We start from the raw sequence: 15,211 nt of genomic DNA, 5'->3' as shown, positions 1-15,211 counted from the left end.
TTTTATGCCACCTTGGCTCTCTGGTGAGCTTCCTTAAGTTCGCTTGCCTCTACAAGAGGCATGCCGGATTTCTTGGCGTATGCCAAGGCTTTCTCTATCGACAGCGCCCTGTGGGTCTGCGAGTCCATCATCTCGCATATCGCCACCGCCGGCGTCATGTTCGCTAATTTCATGAGGTAGACGCAAAGCTCTGTGTGGCCGTTCCTGTCAGAAAGAAGGTTCCTTGCGGCTATCAGCACAGGCACGTGGCCTGGCGCCCTGAAATTCCTGGCAAACTCTTCTATGCCGCCGTTGTCAATCCTCTTGCAGACCTTGGCCATCTCGGATATCGTAAGGGCCCTGTCCTGGTCGGTTATGCCGGTGAAGGTGTTGCGGTGGTTCACAGAGATTGAAAACGACGGCTTGTCGCCGTATGCCGCCCTGCCTTCTACTAATCTTGAGAACACGGGATTGACCTTGCCCATGCTTGCTATCATGTCGTGCATGTAGACGAGGCCCAGCTTGGTTGTCACCTCGTTTGCGATTGCAAGGCAGAGGAGGCCGCCGGCGTCCTGCCTCATTGCGGCAATGTGCGCTGGTGTTACATGCTCTGCGGCTACTACCATGTCTATCTCGTTTTCGCGCCCCTTGTCGTCGTGGACCAGCACAAACCTGCCGGCCTTGAGCGCCTCTATGGCTTCGGTTAGTGGCAACAGTGAGGCTTGGCGTTGTAGTTATTAATACATTACTAAAAAGCTGGTAGTTACTAGTATTTTGGTAGGCTCTTGCTCACGTACTTGCTGAGAATATCCGTCTCGATGTTCACCTTGTCGCCCTTTTTCTTCAATCCAAGCGACGTCATCTCTAGCGTATGGGGTATTAGCGAGACAGAGAATTTCTCGTTATCGACGTCGACCACGGTGAGGCTGGTGCCGTCCACCGCTATCGATCCCTTTGGCACGAGCGTGCTTGTAAGCGCCGTATCGTCAAGCTTGAACCACATCGTGGTCTCTGACGGCTTTTCAATCTTCTCAACGATGGTCGCTGTGCCGTCCACGTGGCCGAGGACGAAATGGCCCTCAAGCCTGTCCCCCACTTTCATGCTGCGCTCGACGTTCACCTTGTCGCCCGGTTTTATCCCGCCAAGCGACGTGCGCCGGACAGTCTCGGCTACCATCTCAAACTGCGCCTCGCCCTTTTGCAGTTTCGTCACCGTGAGGCAGGCGCCGTTTATGCAGACGCTGTCTCCCACCTTGAGGCCCCTGGCCATCCTGCCAAGCTTGACGCGGATGACAGTGTCGGCCCCCTTTTTCGCCCGGGCTACCGACCTTACCTCTGCAAGGCCCTCCACGATGCCGGTGAACATGTACTATCAGCTGTGCGGTGCACAGGGGATAAAAAGATTGATTTGCCATAGCCGCAAACCATCTGATGTGTGCAACACTGCCGTGTTTTTCGGCGACGAGCTGGCCCGCTACGGGTTTGGCGGGTCGCACCCGTGGGGCACGGACCGCATCTACGCGTTCTGGTCAAGGCTGCAGAGTGAGCGGCAGGTTGCAAATGTCGTCATCGTCGAGCAGCCGGAGATAACGACGGAGGAGGCCGTGCTTTCGTTCCACGAGCGCGACTATGTCGAAATGGTAAAGATGGCGTCAAAGCAGTGCAAGAGCATCCCGCTTGACAGGGGCGACACGCCGTCTTTTCGCGGCATGTTTGAGGCAACGCTGTACGTCGTCGGGTCGACGCTTGCGGCGCTTGACATGGTTGTGCAGGGAAGGGACAGGGCAGGTAGGAAAATAGAGAACGCGTTCGTGCCCATAGCCGGCCTGCACCACGCAAGGCGCGATTCTGCCGGCGGCTTTTGCGTTTTTAACGACGTCGGGGTTGCAATAATCCAGGCGCGTAAAAAATACGGAATAACGAGGATCGCGTACGTCGATATTGACGCGCACCACGGCGACGGCGTTTTCTACGAATTTAAGGATGACCCGCTGCTGTTCTTTGCAGACATACACGAGCGCGACATATACCCCGGCACCGGCTCTGCCAGCGAGACAGGCAAGGGCGACGCAATTGGGACGAAACTGAACATCCCGCTAGAAGCGGGGTCCGGCGACGGCGAGTTTTTGAAGGCATTTGCAAGGGTGGAGGAGTTTGTCGATTCGTGCAGGCCGGAACTGATATTTCTCAACTGCGGCGCAGACAGCCTGGCCGGCGACCCGATAACCGACCTGCGCTACAGCGCACGCGCGCACAGGCATGCGGCAAAAGTGTTGCACGACCTTGCGCACAAGCACTGCAACGGCAGGATTATCGCGGTTGGCGGCGGGGGCTACAACCGCGCAAACATTGGCGTCGCGTGGACGGAGGTAGTCAGGTCGCTTGCAGCCAAAGAAGCGATATACTATTAAGGACATTCCGGCCCACAAAAAGCCAACTATGAGTGCCCGTAAAGCCTACAGCGAAGTCCTTAGCCTGATGCGCGAGCATCACAAGTGGTTCAACAGGTCGATCCCGCTTATCGCAAGCGAGAACATCCCAAGCCCCGCCGTGAGGGAGGCTATAATATCCGACTTTGGCAACCGCTACGCTGAAGGCTGGCCCGGCGAGCGCGTGTACGCAGGATGCGTGTATATCGACCAGGTGGAGATGATCTGCAACGAGTTGGCAAGAAAAGTGTTCAGGTCAGAGTTTGCCGACTGCCGCGCCACTTCGGGTGTCGTCGCAAACCTTGCAATCTATGCAGCGTTTTCAAGCCCGGGCGACTGGATGATGGCTGCATCCATACCTTCTGGCGGGCACATTTCACACGGCAAAAAAGAGCACGCAGGGACCGCCGGCCTGGTGCACGGCCTCAACATCGAGCACTACCCGTTTTCAAAGGAGGAGATGACGATCGACGTCGACGCCACCAAGAAAAAGATAGAGGAAATGGCGCGCGACGGCAGGGCGCCGAGGATGGGCATGTTCGGGGGCTCGCTATTCCTGTTCCCGCACCCGGTAAAAGAGCTTGCAGGCTTCATGCACGACCACGGCATGTACATCAACTATGACGGCGCGCACGTTGCGGGACTCATAGCCGGAGGCGAGTTCCAGGACCCGCTGCAGGAGGGCGCCGACTCGATGACCATGAGCTCGCACAAGACGCTGTGGGGCCCGCAGGGCGGCATAATTGTATCGTATGAAAAGCACGCAGAGGCGATAAAGAAGGGGATATTCCCGGGCAACACGTCAAGCCACCACCTGCACCACGTCGCAGGCAAGGCCATCGCGCTTGCAGAATCGCTGCAGTTTGGCAAGCAGTACGCAAAGCAGGTTATCAAGAACGCAAAAGCGCTTGCAGAGGCGCTTGCAGGGTACGGCTTTGGCGTGCTCGGAGAAAAACGCGGTTACACGATGTCGCACCAGATAGCAGTCGATGTCACGAAATTTGGCGACGGAGGCACGATTGAAAAAGACCTGGAGAAGGCAGGCATCATACTGAACAGGCAGCTGCTGCCGGGCGACATCAAGGCCGGCAGGCACTACATGCACCCTGGAGGAGTCAGGATAGGCGTGCCGGAGGTAACCAGGCTTGGCATGAAGGCCGGCGAGATGAAGGACATTGCGAAGTTCATCAAGCGCGTAGTTGTTGACAAGGAGGACACGAAGAAGGTCAACAAAGATGTCGCAGCATTCCGCAAGGAATTCCAGAAGGTGCAGTACGCGTTTGACAACGCGGTGGGCGCCTACGAGTACATCAGCCTGGTAAGCAAGAGCAAGCGCAAGTAGCTAAAGAGGGGAGGGGAGATTCATTAACGGGAACCAAATTCATCCCACCCTTGAAAAGATGTGGGTTTTCTTTGGTTCCCGTACCCTCCATTATGATAAAAGAAAAATCATGCAAGCGCATTTTCGTATAACGGCAGAAAGAGATAGAAGATAACAAGAACGACGTGCGAAACTAGAGGCAACAGGCTAGTACTTTTCCACAAAAATTTTTACAATTAGACTGTCAAAAATATAATTGTATTAGGTATTACTCTTCTCTAAGAATATTCTTTTATTATAGTCCCCATATCCGGTAATATTCTGAATATTCGGCTCTTCTTGGCATTCCTTTGATGTATTTGCTAGATTGAACTTGAAAATCTCGAATTCTCGCTTACGAGCATTCTTAAATATCATATTTCGTGCTTGTGCAACAGCCAATTAATTTCACCATGTTGGGATATAGTTGAATGAGAGAAATGCAACAGATCTTGGATCGGGTATCGCTTCCACTGGCGATACGGAAGAACAGAGAGGCTTGATCCAGTACATCAAGGCGTCAAGCATCAAATTCTCCACGCTCTTGCTGCGGCCGCATGACGACAAAGAAGTCATGCAACTCTCTAAATCTATCAAAGAGGTAGGATTACTTCAGCCCATCATAGTCAGGCTAAAGGACGGCTTTTACGAGATAGTTGCAGGGAACCGCAGATTCACGGCATGCAAGGCTCTAGGATGGAGAAAGATTCCCTGTTATGTGCTGGATCTCGACGACAAGGCAATGTTCGAGATGGCCCTCATAGAAAACGTCCAGCGAAAGACCATGACTCCTCTGGAAGAAGCAGAGAGTTTCAGAAGATACGTCGAAGAAAAGGGATGGGGAAGTGTGGCAGAGCTTGCTTCAAGGATAGGAAAAAGTAGCGCGTACATATCCAAACGCATAGCCCTTCTTGATCTCCCAACAGATGTCAGGGACAGAATAGCAAATAACGAGATTTTCGCTTCAGCAGCAGAAGAACTGCTGGCTGTAAAGGACAAAGAAAAGCAATCCGAGCTTGCAAACATGATAGCTGCAAGACGGCTCACCATCAAAAAAGCGCGGTTGCTTGTAGATCAGCTAAAAAGGAAGGAATCATTTGTAGGTAATAGCAATAGTAGCGTTATCGATACCATTCTGGTAAATAACATGGCCATAGCCAACAGCGCCTATCCGCCGCCGCAGCAACAACAAGAGTGTGAATATGACGATATTAGTCAACAGTTAAACCAGATTGCAAGAAAGGGGTACGACCATCTCGCAATCAAGTATCACAAGGCCTTTGATAGAGCAATAGTAGCAACCAAGATTTGTATGAACAACATGGATGACGTGCTAAAAGATGCGGAAGAAAACTGGCTCGTCTATGAGCTGCTGCTTCAACAGAGGACAACCTTACACGCAATGATAGACATTCTTCTAAAGGAAAGGAGGAATCTGCGCAGGATGAGGCTCTACAGATACATCAGGAAATAATAGCTACAGCAGTCCGCCGGACTTGTTTGAATATATGTATATAATTATTATATCCTACAGATGGGGCATAGGAATATTTCGACGTCGAAATTATTCTACGAAGACAAATGCAACCGAATTGTCAGTTGGCGAAAGCGACAGTGTCGAAAGATATGCTCGAACAAGTTCGCATGCAAAAAGAAAAAAGAAGATTCTCGCTCAAATAGCGATAAATAGTTCGGAAAAAAGTTTGCAGACATAGGTGACAACTGTATCATGCCAACCCTAACCATCTCCGCAGTCAATCTGCCATCTCCAATCAGAGTACAGACTTGGCTTGAAGATTGGCAGACAAGCGCGGGCGGAGTGTGGAACCAACCAAACTGGAGTGCCAACCCGTACAAGATCACAGTGACCGGTCTCACTGTCACACAAGTGGAAAATACGGTCAGCCCCACACTTGATGCCTACAACGAGCAAGTAGGAGCAGGAAAAGAGCACCTTAGCTATAGCGTAGCCTAGCCAAACGCGCTCGTACGTATGTATGAAGTATACGAAAACAGGCTCCTCTCCATCTTTTCATTTTTCTTGAGTGACTGGATATGATGACGTGGTATGTCATTACCAACAGTCATGACGACCATCAAGAACGAGCTGCGCAACTATTGCGATTATCAGATATTATTTAGAGTACCTTCTTACAGAAGAAACTGATGATAGCCGCCACTTGGAACATGCAAGGCAGCAGCCACAGTCAAGAAAACAAATGGAACGAGGGAGTCAAGAATATGATGGTCCAGCTGAACATTGACGTATTTTGCTTGCAGGAATGTGGAAGCGTTCCAGCCTCTGCCAACCTCCTTCAGAATAATTTTGGCGGCATAGTGGGCCTCTCACTATATTCTTGGGGTGGAACCACAACTAGACCATTCGCTTACATACTTTTCTATCCCGCGGATCCCAATGGCAATCGATGCAACTTGGCGGTAGTTAGCAAGGTTCTGCCAGCCAATCCTGCCTTGCTTTATCCTGCAGCAGCCCCTGTATGGAGGCCTGCTCTGGGTGCCGACTATGGTGGTGACTATTGCTTTACAATCCACGCAATAAGCCCCGGTGGTGCAGACGTTTCAGGCTTGCTTAATGCGATAAGTGGCGCAGTGATTGGAAACTGGCTTGCGGCAGGCGATTTTAACAGACCTCCAGATGGTACCTTTCCCCCAGGACCATGGCAGGTTTGTCCACCAAATAGCAATACGTATCCTGCAACGAACCCTCAAGCGAAATATGACTACCTCGTGGAGGTTGGAGCCGCTGCTATAACAGGCACTGTCATAAACCTCCAGATGTCGGATCACTTGGCAGTGGTCTACCAGTTCTAGCGCAAGGACGCAACCTATGGAGGCCCGAACCCTCCTGCATTTTTCTCTAGTCCGGCGTTTCAGCTCCACAACCATATCGCGATTTTCGACGTCGAAATATTTTCTCAACCCTAGTCCAGAGTATCGAAAAAAATGCAATAGCCACTCAGAACGCCCTGAGGTCGAAAGGTGTGTGTATGTGTGTGCTGCAAAAACCTCCAGCCTGCCCCTCTACGGCACAGCCGGTACTGATGGATGAACACATCTCGACTCTTCAACGGCAACTTGTTAATGCAGTCGCACATATGCCAAACAGGGCAAGTCTACTGAGTGTACATTGATCGCAAATATAGGTGCGACGACATATTTTGTATCTTATACACGTAACCGTAGTTATCCAATCGCATGTAACGATTATTTTTTTATATTATTATCTTATATTGGCTGCACGATATGCAATATCAAATCAACATCGACATAGACGACGCGGGTTTACAGAAAATCTACCAAGCAGGCCAAAAGGTGACTTTCGTAAAGAGCGTAATCAGCAATCCTGTCCAATCTGGGAATCTTCCAATCGCGTGGTTGGCTTTTCAGCCCCTTGAAAGCAACAACGTGAGCTGGATAGAGAACTACTACATGTATGCCAGCACCACAGTACTGCAGTCAGGAGCTACTATTCAGATGACGTCGCAGACAGGCGCGCCAGTCCAGACAGGATGGCTGTACACATTTGCCAACGGCATGTTCACCGGTGCTCAGGGAGGAGGAGCAGGTACCTTTAACCTCGCAAACCAGATGTCAAACTACAACTACTCTTTCGGCTTGGCACAGTACGCCATGGTAAACAACACACAGACATTTGCTCCGCTGAATGCGATGCCAGTGCTTTACAATGAAGAGGCCACCTTTACTCCAATAGAAACAATTTCGATCTTCCTCTCTTCGTACGACAACAACGGCGTTGTTATCTCACAGGTAGCCAGCAATGCCCTGACAGTCCAGCTGACCAGCCAGAACCCCGTTGCAAATGTGGGCTTTAACGACAGCAACAACACGTTCTACCTGGAATCAGCAAAGGCAGCTTCTGGCCGGGACTTGGCGATGCGCCTGAAGAGCGTAAAGAAGCCTGCAAGAGGTTAGGTAAGCAATACACCATCTCTTGCAATCTACACACCACGACGATTTGTTTTGGGCTTCCCGGCAGCCATCCCCGGGAGGTCTTTTTCTTCTTCTTTTCTTCGGCTTTATCCTTCATGTTATATCAGAAGATTCTCTTTCAGAGAAAGAAAGCCACTCAGAACCTCGAGATTTCTTGGACCGCTCGCGTAGTTAGGGGAGGATAATAAATAACAACAATAATGATGTGGCAGCTTCCTATAATATTGTCGGTACGAGGCAGATGTGTTTGTTGTTTCCCGTGCAAGGCAGAGAAGAATAGCAATGCAATACAGCATTGACATCACTATCGATAAGAATGGTCTAGACAAGATTTATGATGTCCATCAAACTGTAACCTTTGTCAAGAGCGTCAACCAATTTGTGGGTGCCAATACATTCAGTTATTACTACCCTGTCGCGTGGTTGGCTTTTCAGCCCCTTGAAAGCAACAACGTGAGCTGGATAGAGAACTACTACATGTATGCCAGCACCACAGTACTGCAGTCAGGCAACGTCATCAAGATGAATTCACAAACGGCATCCGTGGTGCAGACAGGATGGCTGTACACATTTGCCAACGGCATGTTCACCGGTGCTCAGGGAGGAGGAAGTCCAGGTACCTTTAACCTCTATAATGGAATGGCCACTCCAGATTTTAGTTTCGGCCTTGCACAGTACGCCACGGTGAACAACACACAGACCCTTGCTCCGCTAAATGCAGTCCCGGTGCTCTACAATCAAGGGGCCACATTCACGCCAATGGAGACAGTTTCGATCTTCCTTTCGTCCTGTAGCGCCAATGGTACTGTGATTCCGGACATACCCTCCAACGCTCTTACGCTCACCCTTACTCCAAAGAACCCATCTGCAAATGTAGGTTTTAACGATACCAATAATGAATTCTACATAATAATATAGGGATAGATAGATTGAAACCTAGAGAAGGTCCTGCGAGCGAGCGATACTTTGCCTTACAAGAGAGGATTTGCAATCAGCGAAATGTCTGAGGAAAAAAAATAGATACACAGAAGGTCGGACAAATACACGACAACTATATCATAGAACCTGAAAACGGCTTCGAGATTGTTGCGTATCTCGGGATGAAGAGAGCAAATGATGTTCTAGGTATAAGAACCCCAAATGCATAAAGTTCGAGTCTCACTCGCACTCTTCCTCCACCGAGCCTCAAGGGCAAAAGAGTGAGGTTCGCGTGACCCCGTCAGTAGATAGTAGGCGGAGCCTTGTCTATGTTGTCTATCAAATCTGCAACCGGGGTAAGCGGATTTAGTTTCAGCTCATTCCACGCCATGAGCCCAGCTTCTAAAATCATGTCTCGGACAGCTTCAATGTTCTCGGCTTCAAATATGCCGATTATCAAGTGTTCTGGATCAAAATGATCCATCGATATCATTTTCACACCGTGCTTTTGAGACAGTGAGAGAGTAAGAAAGAAATAGAAAAGAAGAAGGGGTTGATTGTACCCCGGAACGCCGTTTACTTACTAAGCCGTTACGCTGAACGACTTGGTCGTTATCTCTGACAGCGGCGTTGGAGAATTGCTCACTCCGTTCCATACGTATATCTTGACAGTGTACTCGCCTGCCGCTCCCACTGTCCACGACCTAGAGCCGTCTATGTTTGCTCCAGCGTCAGCCGTGCCAGTCACCCAGCCAAGGTCGGTCGTAAAGCCGTTCTGGTCGAGTATCTGGACGATGATGGCATAGTCCTGCGAGACCTGTTGGTAGTTGTGGAAGGTTGCGCTGACGTTGACCTGCTGGCCGGGCTTGGCTCCAAAGATGGTGTTTCCTGCAAGGGTCTTGAAGGAGCTGTCCTGCATCTGGAGCTTTTGGAGCGGGTGGGTGTTAAAGTAGTCTGCCGGGAACGACTGGTTGATTATTACGTTAGTAGCAGAGCCGCCTCCTCCACCTCCGCCAAATGTCGTTGTTGTACTCGTGTTAGTGCTGGCTGAGCTAGGATAGCCTGCCACTACCGGCGATAGCGAGGTAAGCCTGCCTGTTACTGTATTAGCCGTCGTATCTACTGAAATAGTAACATCTTCCCATGCAGTGCCAGTCCAGTGGTAGAACTTGACATTATTCTCTGAAGTGCCCAGTGGCAAGAGGTTAGGATCGTAGGGAATGGTCACATCAATGAATCCGGTATGCCCTATTGCAGAGATATCAATTTCATAGATGGTTCCCGCAGTGTTTGCAGTGCCACCGTTTACCGTGAAGGCAGCCGAGAATGTGCCAACGACATCAAATATTGAGGAAGTCTGATTATCAAGTGAAGCTGCGCTCTTTTCTTCGATTGCAATCTGTCCCGAAGACTGGGCATTGTCGAATTTGATCGTAATTGTGCCGCCACCAGGTGCTGAGGTACTTGTCTGGACGTTCGTACCCGATGTCACAGATGCAGTAGTCACTTGGCTATTAGCATCTACGGTGAAAGTAAGCTGGGGAGCAAGAAGGTTGTCGACGCCGTTTCCACCTGCACCGCTGTCAATAACTACATCTATCGTATGCGTACCAACAGAGAGAAGACCTGTGTTCAGATGAGTCTGGATAGTAATGGTTCCAGGACCCACAACTCCGACTACTTGGTTGGCACCCGGAGCAGGACTAGAAGGACCGGTATTGCCCCCAATAAAGCCAGTTGTCGAGTTTGCAAAAGTGAACGAGTATCCGGACGAACTTATTCCAGAAGCAATAGTTCCAAATCCGTAGCCATATCCAGTCTGTGTAGCAACGGGAGTGATCGTCAGGGTGTTATTCTTGATTATCCCTGCAGCGCCTGAAACATACTGACCATTAGAACCAAAGGTTGCGCGTTTTACTGATGGTTGACCATTGTCGATGATGAGATCAACAGTAGAAATTGAGATACGCTCTGAAGGCTCAACATCAATGGAGATGGTGAATGTCTCACCACTGGTGGTTTGGGTTACATGACCACCTGATGAATTTGGAATATCAAGCTGAATAGTAAACGCATTAGCCTTTTGGAAAGGCACGAAGATTACGGTGAGTATAACTCCCGCTACCGCAATGCCCAATAGCTGTTTATACTTTAATAGAGCATTTCTACTATCCATTTTTACGTAAACTCCTACTAGGAGGCTGTATAAAAGTATTACCGAGTTTTTTGGGAATTTTCAATCTATCTGTAAGCCTTTCGGATTCCTGCCAGAGAATAGAGGATCGTCCCTGTTATGACCAAAATAAGACCCATCAGTGCACTGCCAATAGCCAGTATCAATATGTTGGTAGGAACGTTTTTCCCATTAGCAAAGTAGGCAGTGACATCTCCTGCAAACACTGCTGCAAGTATCAGGAAGGCCAATCCAGGAAGGCCATAGAATGCCAATGGGTGCTTTATCGAAACAAACTTTACGATAGCAACTACTATTCCAAGACCATGGGAAATGGGATTCTGTGTCGAGGCGTCTTCAACAGCATATGTTATGGTTACTGGAACCTCATCTATTCTTAATCCATGATCCTTGGCTCTGACCAATATCTCTGCGGATACTGCCATTCCTTCCTCCTTCAATTCTATTGAAGATAATGCCTTCTTACTATATGCTCTAAAACCACTCTGGGCATCCGTAATTTCGTCGTAAGAGATTATCTGGGTGAGCTTTGTTATTGCCTTAATACCAATTGCTCTATAAATTGGCACTTGTTCCTGATCGCTCTTCATAATAAATCTCGAACCTATTACAATGTCCGCTTTATTGGTTAATATCGGATTGATCAGACTAGGGATCTGATCTGGATTATGCTGTCCGTCAGAGTCTATTGTTACCAGAACATCAGCGTTCATTTTCCGAGCAGCATTGAAAAGAGTCTTTATTGCAGCGCCGTACCCTTTGTTTACCGAGTGTTGTATAACCGTCGCGCCTCCAGTTCTTGCCGCATCGCTAGTTCCATCAATCGATCCGTCATCACATACAATAACTTCACTGCAATATGCAGCAGCTCTTTCTACTACTCTTACTATATTTTTGGCTTCATTATAAGCGGGAATGCAAACTATGATCTTTAGATTAGAATATGGATTCAAAATGATCGATTCTTCGTTAGGAAGACGAAGAATGGTATATAAATAAATTATGTTATATGTGATGTAAAAGTATTATATATAGAGACAACTTTCACTATCCGTTCGAATAATCAACTGCAATTACAGAACAAGACAGACATTCAGCTGCAGTCGGACCAGAGGAAATCAAATGTGATATGAATGAATAGACTCTCAAGAGTACGAAATCTGTTTGGACTTGAAAAAGGATTATTACAGGTAGCTTCTGGCAATACTTTAGCCTCAATTATTGGAGCCTTTTTTTGGCTGTTTATGGCGTCAATAATGCGCGTTGAGGATTATGGAAGACTAAACTATTATCTAGCCATTATTTCGATTGTTGCAAGTATTTCACTGTTAGGGCTCCAGAATACCGTAATAACATATCTTGCAAAAGGAAAGACCAATATCAAATATCAAGCAAATTTAATTGTTCTCATATCAAATCTGATAATATTGCCAATACTATTTTTTATAGTTCAAAACATTTTCGTAATATTATCGTTAATCGGTTTGTCGTTTTTCACCATGTCATGGGCCGAGACATTGGCGAATAAGGATTACAGAAAATTCTCCATCATTATTTTGTCTCAGAGAGCTGTGCAGGTTTTTCTTTCTATATTACTATATACTGTAATGGGGGTCGATGGAGTCATCTTAGGATACGCCCTTTCAACTTTGACATTCGCCTTTAACTTTTTCAGATCAATGAGCAACTTCACAATGAAACTAGATGATGTGAAAGAGAAAAGATCGTTCATAATTCATAGTTACGCCCTGACCTTGTCAAACAGCGTAACTAACAATGCAGATAAATTGTTAGTAACGCCGTTATTTGGATTTGGCATTCTGGGATTATACCAGATATCATTTCAATTTTTCATGTTTCTATCAGTAATTCCACTTAGCATATTCCAATTTCTTCTTCCTCGTGAAAGTACACATTATCAAAATAAGAAAGTAGTAATTCTAGGACTTGGAACAGCGGTAGCTTTCTCTATTATTTTCTATTTTGCAATCCCTCCAATAATTAGCTCCTTTTTCGATCACTTTTTGGAATCTATGCAGTCTGCTCAGATAATGATCTTTGGATTAATTCCAATGACAGCTAATGCCATTATGACATCAAGGCTGTTTGGGCGAGAAACAAGTAGACCGGTTTTCATTGCAGCCGTTGTGTACATCAGTGCTTTATCGATTCTTGTCCTACTTCTTGGACGAGAACTTGGGCTTATCGGATTAGCAATAGCAGCTCTTGGATCATTGGTTCTTCAGAGTGTTACACTTTGTATTTTCTTATTCTTTGGAAGGAAAAATCAATCAAAAATATAGGCTTTTCGAAATGCGATCTTGGCTGAATATTCAGAAGTGGGAGCAAATATCTGTACGCCAATAATCAGATTATATAGATCGATCATAGTGACTCAGTTTGGATTGTTGTAGCGAATAAAATTATCAAATGATGAAAATTTGAACTTCTTTAAAAGATAATCCATGCGTCGAAATGCATAAGTCAAATTATAATATGTGATGAAATTATCAATAAGTGGAAGAGATATTTTTGGCATGAATTCCGGCGCGATTTCCCATGAATGTATATAGAATGCGGCAGGTTTCCCTTTATTGTTAACATCTAGGATGGCTCTTTCTATCATCCACATTGGAAGAGTCCGGAGATAGAATCCACCGGCGGCAGGAATAGACTTTCCAAGAATCCTTGTCGTCAACAATGGAAATTCTATGATTCTTCCATCTTTATCATCGTGCTCTATGGATAAATTAGATATTCTATATGGACTGTGTTCTGCTCCGGGAACTCCGTATAAGCGAGTTTTCGCAGGAACTATGCTGCTATCGTAAATGTAATTGTTTTCATACAGCACATCTATTGCCCACGACGTATTATGACACAAGGAGAAAGAAGGTGCCCTGAAGCCTTTCGATTTATGCGATGTTAGCTTTTGAAATTCTTTAATTTCACGTTCAAAAAGCTCCTTATTGTAAGAAGTAGAATCTAGCCGGGTATGTCGCATTGTATGAAAAGCTATTTCGTGGCCGTTGCTTAGAATTTTATCTAGCAATTCAGGTCTCGCTTTTAGAAGTTCGCCTACCATGAAAAATGTCGCATAAGTATCATTCCTCCTTAGCCAGTCGATTATTTTGTCGATACTATGTATAACGCTCAGATTTGTGGTCATAGTTTTCAAATTGCGTTGGATTAGTTCTATGTGAAACCATTCTTCAAAATCTATTCCCAGTAAATTCAATAATTTAGCATTTATAATCTGCTATTAAAATATAGACTATAGAATTGACTGCCCATCAAGACTTGGAGCTGAGGGTTCTTGACCTGATAAATGACAAAACAGAAAGTCTTAGATTGATGAAGGCTGTATATGGAAATAATAGCGAGGTAGGCAGGTCTGAATTCTATGATTGGCAATATATTGATAATCCCGCAGGTCAAGCACTAGTGGTCGGATTTTTTACAAAAGAAAATCAACTAGTGAGTCAGGTTGCCAGCATTCCAACATCAATTATAGTCAATGGAACAAATAGAATTCATCACATGACGCTCAATATCGCGACAGAAGATGCGTATAGAGGCCGCCATCTTGTTAGTTCCCTTTTTGCGCATATTCATAAACAATTCGGCGGTCAATTTACATTTGGAATGCCTAATGCAAATTCATTTAACTTACATAAGAGAATTGGATATGAAGTAATTAAAATTCCCATATTATTCAAATTAATTAGACCTTCGAAAGTTAATAAAAATATTCCCTCATTTATTGATAGAATGATCTATAGGATAGATAAAGGCGCCGTAGAATCTACCCAATTATTGACAACCCTGTTTACAGAAGAGCATTGTGTTGCGGAACCATCCCTTGAAGTCTTTCCAATATTTCGAGAACGTAATGCAAAATATCTCAACTGGAGATTCAACTCGAGTTCGATAAGAGAATATGTTAGATTCATCCATAGACGCGACAGAACAAGTTATCTGATAGGCCGCGCAATTTCAATAGACAAAAGGAAGATTTCAATTATTTGCGAGATAAAAGCCTCGAATAAGGAAATTGCAAAAGATCTAATTCACAGTTTCTGTGCTTATTCCCTAGAGTCCGAAGATATATCAATCGTGCTATCTGGTTTTCTCAAAAATAATCCACCTTATTATTACTTGAAATTAGCGGGGTTTCATGAACTGCCAGATAAACTTAGACCGCATCCATTGGCACTTTGTATAAAACAATTATCACCTACCCGCTTAGTTGACTTCTATAATCCCTGCAATTGGTTCTTTTCTCTAGGAGATTTCGATGTATTCTGATATCAATAGGAAAATCAAGTGATTCATGAATATTGATAGATGTTTTTGATA

General features: G+C 46.3%; 14 protein-coding genes. 8 read left to right on the top strand and 6 right to left on the bottom strand.

All coding sequences use genetic code 11. The features are described from left to right. Positions 1-2: 2 nt before the first annotated feature. Positions 3-692, bottom strand: a complete 690-nt coding sequence (gene ribB, locus NVIE_RS10515) for a 3,4-dihydroxy-2-butanone-4-phosphate synthase (protein ID WP_075055203.1) — start codon at positions 690-692, stop codon at positions 3-5. A 53-nt stretch (positions 693-745) separates the two neighbouring features. Further along, complete coding sequence (gene ribE, locus NVIE_RS10510; RefSeq protein ID WP_075055202.1) at positions 746-1,345, bottom strand: riboflavin synthase; 600 nt, start codon at positions 1,343-1,345, stop codon at positions 746-748. 67 nt (positions 1,346-1,412) lie between these two features. Here ribE and NVIE_RS10505 point away from each other — a divergent pair, with 67 nt between their 5' ends. From NVIE_RS10505 to NVIE_RS10480, 6 genes are all read left to right on the top strand, one after another. Further along, positions 1,413-2,390, top strand: a complete 978-nt coding sequence (locus tag NVIE_RS10505; RefSeq protein WP_227717349.1) for an arginase family protein — start codon at positions 1,413-1,415, stop codon at positions 2,388-2,390. A 28-nt stretch (positions 2,391-2,418) separates the two neighbouring features. Next, a complete protein-coding gene (locus NVIE_RS10500) occupies positions 2,419-3,750 on the top strand; it encodes a serine hydroxymethyltransferase (protein WP_075055201.1) in 1,332 nt (443 codons plus the stop codon). Positions 3,751-4,195: 445 nt separating this feature from the next. Then, positions 4,196-5,242, top strand: a complete 1,047-nt coding sequence (locus tag NVIE_RS10495; protein WP_075055200.1) for a ParB/RepB/Spo0J family partition protein — start codon at positions 4,196-4,198, stop codon at positions 5,240-5,242. Positions 5,243-5,934: 692 nt separating this feature from the next. Next, positions 5,935-6,600, top strand: coding sequence for an endonuclease/exonuclease/phosphatase family protein (locus NVIE_RS10490; RefSeq protein WP_075055199.1), 666 nt, complete (start codon positions 5,935-5,937; stop codon positions 6,598-6,600). Between the two features lie 432 nt (positions 6,601-7,032). Then, positions 7,033-7,722: a hypothetical protein gene (locus NVIE_RS10485; protein ID WP_075055198.1), complete on the top strand. Its 690-nt coding sequence runs from the start codon at positions 7,033-7,035 to the stop codon at positions 7,720-7,722. 261 nt (positions 7,723-7,983) lie between these two features. Continuing rightward, positions 7,984-8,658, top strand: coding sequence for a hypothetical protein (locus tag NVIE_RS10480; protein ID WP_144239661.1), 675 nt, complete (start codon positions 7,984-7,986; stop codon positions 8,656-8,658). 301 nt (positions 8,659-8,959) lie between these two features. Here the strand turns inward: NVIE_RS10480 and NVIE_RS10475 are convergent, their stop codons facing one another. The 3 genes from NVIE_RS10475 to NVIE_RS10465 all read right to left on the bottom strand — a co-directional run bounded on the left by NVIE_RS10475 (position 8,960) and on the right by NVIE_RS10465 (position 11,805). Continuing rightward, on the bottom strand, positions 8,960-9,151 hold the full coding sequence (locus NVIE_RS10475) for a hypothetical protein (RefSeq protein WP_144239660.1): 192 nt from the start codon (positions 9,149-9,151) through the stop codon (positions 8,960-8,962). A gap of 90 nt (positions 9,152-9,241) precedes the next feature. Further along, entirely contained in the window at positions 9,242-10,150 is a 909-nt protein-coding gene (locus tag NVIE_RS14915) for a hypothetical protein (RefSeq protein ID WP_158435203.1), read from the bottom strand. 749 nt (positions 10,151-10,899) lie between these two features. After that, positions 10,900-11,805 (bottom strand): glycosyltransferase family 2 protein, encoded by a 906-nt coding sequence (locus NVIE_RS10465; RefSeq protein ID WP_158435202.1) that lies wholly within the window; start codon positions 11,803-11,805, stop codon positions 10,900-10,902. Positions 11,806-12,096: 291 nt separating this feature from the next. Between NVIE_RS10465 and NVIE_RS10460 the strand changes: the two genes are divergently transcribed. Further along, positions 12,097-13,155, top strand: a complete 1,059-nt coding sequence (locus NVIE_RS10460) for a lipopolysaccharide biosynthesis protein (protein ID WP_144239658.1) — start codon at positions 12,097-12,099, stop codon at positions 13,153-13,155. A 92-nt stretch (positions 13,156-13,247) separates the two neighbouring features. Here the strand turns inward: NVIE_RS10460 and NVIE_RS10455 are convergent, their stop codons facing one another. Further along, positions 13,248-14,090 (bottom strand): polysaccharide deacetylase family protein, encoded by an 843-nt coding sequence (locus tag NVIE_RS10455; protein ID WP_075055193.1) that lies wholly within the window; start codon positions 14,088-14,090, stop codon positions 13,248-13,250. A gap of 62 nt (positions 14,091-14,152) precedes the next feature. Between NVIE_RS10455 and NVIE_RS10450 the strand changes: the two genes are divergently transcribed. Further along, a complete protein-coding gene (locus tag NVIE_RS10450; protein WP_144239657.1) occupies positions 14,153-15,160 on the top strand; it encodes a GNAT family N-acetyltransferase in 1,008 nt (335 codons plus the stop codon). Positions 15,161-15,211 lie beyond the last annotated feature (51 nt).

Origin of the sequence: Nitrososphaera viennensis EN76, assembly GCF_000698785.1 — an archaeon.
Taxonomy (GTDB): Archaea; Thermoproteota; Nitrososphaeria; order Nitrososphaerales; family Nitrososphaeraceae; genus Nitrososphaera; species Nitrososphaera viennensis.
Note: the sequence above shows the minus strand (reverse complement) of the source record. Positions and strands in the feature narration are given on the sequence as shown.

Coding starts and splice junctions, on each gene's coding strand:
- NVIE_RS10460 (WP_144239658.1), top strand. CDS start 12,097: ATGGCGTCAATAATGCGCGTTGAGGATTATGGAAGACTAAACTATTAT.
- ribE (WP_075055202.1), bottom strand. CDS start 1,345: ATGTTCACCGGCATCGTGGAGGGCCTTGCAGAGGTAAGGTCGGTAGCC.
- NVIE_RS10490 (WP_075055199.1), top strand. CDS start 5,935: ATGATAGCCGCCACTTGGAACATGCAAGGCAGCAGCCACAGTCAAGAA.
- NVIE_RS10500 (WP_075055201.1), top strand. CDS start 2,419: ATGAGTGCCCGTAAAGCCTACAGCGAAGTCCTTAGCCTGATGCGCGAG.
- NVIE_RS10475 (WP_144239660.1), bottom strand. CDS start 9,151: ATGATATCGATGGATCATTTTGATCCAGAACACTTGATAATCGGCATA.
- NVIE_RS10485 (WP_075055198.1), top strand. CDS start 7,033: ATGCAATATCAAATCAACATCGACATAGACGACGCGGGTTTACAGAAA.